Origin of the sequence: uncultured Kushneria sp. (genome assembly GCF_947497025.1) — a bacterium.
Lineage (GTDB): Bacteria > Pseudomonadota > Gammaproteobacteria > Pseudomonadales > Halomonadaceae > Kushneria.
In genome coordinates this window covers 1-5,590 of the sequence record NZ_CANMFC010000014.1, presented here as the reverse complement: position 1 = coordinate 5,590, position 5,590 = coordinate 1, and the positions used below count along the sequence as shown (strand labels likewise).

General features: G+C 55.7%; 2 tRNA genes and 3 rRNA genes. All 5 read right to left on the bottom strand.

Going from position 1 to position 5,590, the window contains the following annotated elements:
• Positions 1 to 24: 24 nt before the first annotated feature.
• Positions 25 to 140 (bottom strand): 5S ribosomal RNA (rrf, locus tag Q0931_RS16620).
• Between the two features lie 109 nt (positions 141 to 249).
• A 23S ribosomal RNA gene (locus Q0931_RS16615) occupies positions 250 to 3,141 on the bottom strand.
• Between the two features lie 274 nt (positions 3,142 to 3,415).
• Positions 3,416 to 3,491: transfer RNA gene (locus Q0931_RS16610), tRNA-Ala, on the bottom strand.
• A 7-nt stretch (positions 3,492 to 3,498) separates the two neighbouring features.
• Positions 3,499 to 3,575: transfer RNA gene (locus Q0931_RS16605), tRNA-Ile, on the bottom strand.
• Positions 3,576 to 3,644: 69 nt separating this feature from the next.
• Positions 3,645 to 5,184: ribosomal RNA gene (locus Q0931_RS16600) — 16S ribosomal RNA — on the bottom strand.
• Together the 16S, 23S and 5S rRNA genes with 2 tRNA genes alongside form the textbook arrangement of a ribosomal RNA operon.
• Positions 5,185 to 5,590 lie beyond the last annotated feature (406 nt).

Genomic DNA, 5,590 nt, shown 5'->3' with positions numbered 1-5,590 from the left:
TCTGGACCGGGGTTCGGAAGGGGTGCCTGACGATGACCTACTCTCACATGGGGAGACCCCACACTACCATCGGCGCGGAGCCGTTTCACTACCGAGTTCGGGAAGGGATCGGGTGGTGCCGGCACGCTATGGTCGTCAGGCAATTCTGCAGACCGGCTGCCCTGCGGGCAGCGGGTCAAAATCGGGATCATGCTGATCGATACGCCTTGCGTACCCAACATCGTATGATGCGAACCACTTGGGTGTTATATGGTCAAGCCTCACGGGCAATTAGTACGCGTCAGCTCAATGCATTGCTGCACTTACACACCGCGCCTATCGACCTCGTCGTCTTCGAGGGCCCTTCAGGGAGCTCGAGGCTCCAGGGAAGTTTCATCTTGAAGGGGGCTTCCCGCTTAGATGCCTTCAGCGGTTATCCCGTCCGCACATAGCTACCCGGCGGTGCCATTGGCATGACAACCGGTACACCAGCGGTGCGTCCACTCCGGTCCTCTCGTACTAGGAGCAGCACTTCTCAAACTTCCGACGCCCACGGCAGATAGGGACCGAACTGTCTCACGACGTTCTAAACCCAGCTCGCGTACCACTTTAAATGGCGAACAGCCATACCCTTGGGACCGACTTCAGCCCCAGGATGTGATGAGCCGACATCGAGGTGCCAAACACCGCCGTCGATATGAACTCTTGGGCGGTATCAGCCTGTTATCCCCGGAGTACCTTTTATCCGTTGAGCGATGGCCCTTCCATACAGAACCACCGGATCACTAGAACCTGCTTTCGCACCTGCTCGACATGTCCGTCTCGCAGTCAAGCACCCTTATGCTCTTGCACTCATTGCACGATTTCCAACCGTGCTGAGGGTACCTTAGTGCTCCTCCGTTACTCTTTGGGAGGAGACCGCCCCAGTCAAACTACCCACCACACACTGTCCTCACACCGGATCACGGTGCGGAGTTAGAACGCCGATGATACCAGGCTGGTATTTCAAGGTTGGCTCCACCCCGACTGGCGTCGGGGTTTCAAAGCCTCCCAGCTATCCTACACAAGTAACATCAGCGTCCAGTGTGAAGCTATAGTAAAGGTTCACGGGGTCTTTCCGTCTAGCCGCGGGTACACTGCATCTTCACAGCGATTTCAATTTCACTGAGTCTCGGGTGGAGACAGCGTGGCCATCATTACGCCATTCGTGCAGGTCGGAACTTACCCGACAAGGAATTTCGCTACCTTAGGACCGTTATAGTTACGGCCGCCGTTTACCGGGGCTTCGATCAAGAGCTTCGCCTTGCGGCTAACACCATCAATTAACCTTCCGGCACCGGGCAGGCGTCACACCCTATACGTCCGCTTACGCGTTGGCAGAGTGCTGTGTTTTTAATAAACAGTTGCAGCCACCTGGTCTCTTCGGCCGGTCAGAGCTCGGGGAGCAAGTCCCGTCACCCTGGCCGGCGCACCTTCTCCCGAAGTTACGGTGCCATTTTGCCTAGTTCCTTCACCCGAGTTCTCTCATACGCCTTGGTATTCTCTACCTGACCACCTGTGTCGGTTTGGGGTACGATCGCATGTTATCTGAAGCTTAGAGGCTTTTCCCGGAAGCGTGGCATCAGTGACTTCCAGACCGTGGTCTGTTCGTCTCGCGTCTCGGCTTGTAGGGGACCGGATTTGCCTGATCCCCAGGCCTACTCGCTTTCACCGGGACAACCAGCGCCCGGCTCACCTAGCCTTCTTCGTCCCCCCATCGCAATAACATCCGGTACGGGAATATTGACCCGTTTCCCATCGACTACGCCTTTCGGCCTCGCCTTAGGGGTCGACTCACCCTGCTCCGATTGACGTCGAACAGGAACCCTTGGTCTTCCGGCGGGGGAGGTTTTCACTCCCCTTGTCGTTACTCATGTCAGCATTCGCACTTGTGATACCTCCAGCAGACCTCACGATCCACCTTCGCAGGCTTACACAACGCTCCTCTACCGCGCATCCACAAGGATGCACCCGCAGCTTCGGTACCCGGTTTGAGCCCCGTTACATCTTCCGCGCAGGCCGACTCGACCAGTGAGCTATTACGCTTTCTTTAAAGGATGGCTGCTTCTAAGCCAACCTCCTGGCTGTCTGTGCCTTCCCACATCGTTTCCCACTTAACCGGGATTTTGGGACCTTGGCTGGCGGTCTGGGTTGTTTCCCTTTTCACAACGGACGTTAGCACCCGCTGTGTGTCTCCCACGCTGTACTCACCGGTATTCGGAGTTTGCCTCGGGTTGGTAAGCCGGGATGGCCCCCTAGCCGAAACAGTGCTCTACCCCCGGTGGTAATACGTGAGGCGCTACCTAAATAGCTTTCGAGGAGAACCAGCTATCTCCGAGCTTGATTAGCCTTTCACTCCGATCCACAGCTCATCTCAGCATTTTTCAACATACTTGAGTTCGGACCTCCAGTCAGTGTTACCTGACCTTCATCCTGGCCATGGATAGATCGCCCGGTTTCGGGTCTATTCCCAGCAACTAAGTCGCCCATTTAAGACTCGGTTTCCCTGCGCCTCCCCTATTCGGTTAAGCTCGCTACTGAAAATAAGTCGCTGACCCATTATACAAAAGGTACGCAGTCACAGAACAAGTCTGCTCCCACTGCTTGTACGCACACGGTTTCAGGATCTATTTCACTCCCCTCGCCGGGGTTCTTTTCGCCTTTCCCTCACGGTACTGGTTCACTATCGGTCAGTCAGGAGTATTTAGCCTTGGAGGATGGTCCCCCCATGTTCAGTCAGGGTTTCACGTGCCCCGACCTACTCGATTTCACAATGCTCGGATTTCGGCTACGGGACTATCACCCGCTATGGTCAGACTTCCCAGACTGTTTGCCTATCGGTTGCACTGCTTAAGGGCTGGTCCCCGTTCGCTCGCCGCTACTGGGGGAATCTCAATTGATGTCTTTTCCTCGGGGTACTTAGATGTTTCAGTTCTCCCGGTTCGCCTTCATGAGTTATGTATTGGCTCATGAATACCTGCCTTGTGGCAGGTGGGTTTCCCCATTCGGAAATCGCCGGGTCGCAGGTCATTTGCCACCTCACCGACGCTTATCGCAGGCTGTCACGTCCTTCATCGCCTCTGACTGCCTAGGCATCCACCGTGTGCGCTTAATCGCTTGACCATATAACCCCAAGGGGTCCGGTCTCACGATCACACGACGTTTGCTGGAATGCATACGACTATGCACTACAACAAACTTGTTACGTTGTCTGTCGACCGGGTCACAACGCTCATCCGAAGATGAGGTGTTCACCGACCGACAGGTCAGCATGATCCACGTTGTTAAAGAGCGTACTGTCAAAAAGACAGTCAGAAATCATGTCGATGATCTGTCATCATCATGACTTTTGACTGTGGTTTCATCAGTAGAAGCGAGACTGTCACACCGAGCTGTATGGTGGAGCCTAGCGGGATCGAACCGCTGACCTCCTGCGTGCAAGGCAGGCGCTCTCCCAGCTGAGCTAAGGCCCCGACAGATTGGTGGGTCTGGGCAGACTCGAACTGCCGACCTCACCCTTATCAGGGGTGCGCTCTAACCAACTGAGCTACAGACCCAAACAGTCTTCGCTCTATCCGATCAGGCAATTTGTGTGGACGCGCTGGTTCGCGTGAGCACTTGTCGTTTAAGGAGGTGATCCAGCCGCAGGTTCCCCTACGGCTACCTTGTTACGACTTCACCCCAGTCATGAACCACACCGTGGTGATCGCTCTCCCGAAGGTTAAGCTAACCACTTCTGGTGCAGTCCACTCCCATGGTGTGACGGGCGGTGTGTACAAGGCCCGGGAACGTATTCACCGTGGCATTCTGATCCACGATTACTAGCGATTCCGACTTCACGGAGTCGAGTTGCAGACTCCGATCCGGACTGAGGCCGGCTTTATGGGATTGGCTTCACGTCGCCGCTTCGCAACCCTTTGTACCGGCCATTGTAGCACGTGTGTAGCCCTGCTCGTAAGGGCCATGATGACTTGACGTCGTCCCCACCTTCCTCCGGTTTGTCACCGGCAGTCTCCCTGAAGTTCCCGGCCGGACCGCTGGCAAAAAGGGATAGGGGTTGCGCTCGTTACGGGACTTAACCCAACATTTCACAACACGAGCTGACGACAGCCATGCAGCACCTGTCTCTGCGCTCCCGAAGGCACTCTCCCATCTCTGGGAGATTCGCAGGATGTCAAGAGCAGGTAAGGTTCTTCGCGTTGCATCGAATTAAACCACATGCTCCACCGCTTGTGCGGGCCCCCGTCAATTCATTTGAGTTTTAGCCTTGCGGCCGTACTCCCCAGGCGGTCGACTTATTGCGTTAACTACGCCACCAAACCCTCAAGGGGTCCAACGGCTGGTCGACATCGTTTACGGCGTGGACTACCAGGGTATCTAATCCTGTTTGCTACCCACGCTTTCGCGCCTCAGCGTCAGTGTCAGTCCAGAAGGCCGCCTTCGCCACTGGTATTCCTCCCGATCTCTACGCATTTCACCGCTACACCGGGAATTCCACCTTCCTCTCCTGCACTCTAGCCTGCCAGTTCCGAATGCCGTTCCCGGGTTGAGCCCGGGGCTTTCACATCCGGCTTGGCAAGCCGCCTACGCGCCCTTTACGCCCAGTAATTCCGATTAACGCTTGCACCCTCCGTATTACCGCGGCTGCTGGCACGGAGTTAGCCGGTGCTTCTTCTGTGGGTGATGTCCTTCATGCCGGGTATTAATCGGCATGCCTTCTTCCCCACTGAAAGTGCTTTACAACCCGAAGGCCTTCTTCACACACGCGGCATGGCTGGATCAGGGTTTCCCCCATTGTCCAATATTCCCCACTGCTGCCTCCCGTAGGAGTCCGGGCCGTGTCTCAGTCCCGGTGTGGCTGATCATCCTCTCAGACCAGCTACGGATCGCGGCCTTGGTGAGCCGTTACCTCACCAACAAGCTAATCCGACATGGGCTCATCCGATAGCGCAAGGTCCGAAGATCCCCTGCTTTCTCCCGTAGGACGTATGCGGTATTAGCTCGGGTTTCCCCGAGTTATCCCCCACTACCGGGCAGATACCCATGCATTACTCACCCGTCCGCCGCTCGTCAGCGGGTAGCAAGCTACCCCTGTTACCGCTCGACTTGCATGTGTTAGGCCTGCCGCCAGCGTTCAATCTGAGCCATGATCAAACTCTTCAGTTTATTTTGAAGCTTTGAGATTCGTTTCGAAAACCACCGAAGCAGTCCACGAGGTGAATCAAACCGGGCTCGAGGTCAAACTAGTTACTCTTGACGAGTGTTCGTCTGCTCGACTATCTATGTGACTGGTGTCACACGAGCCAGACGCCCACACAAATTGCCTGATCGACTTGTTAAAGAGCGTCTCGAAGATGTTGCCTCAGTCGCCGTGGCGGCTGCTTCGAGAGAGTGGGCATTCTACAGCCCTGAACCGAAAAGTCAACCTCTTTTTTTCGATCCGGAAGTCAGCGGCTGGATCCGTGATCCTGATTGAGCGACCAAAACCCCAGTCAAAACAATCACCTGCCAGACTTCCCCGCCGCCTCGTCGCCGTGTGCTCCGTGGCAGCGGATGCGTACTTTATAGATCA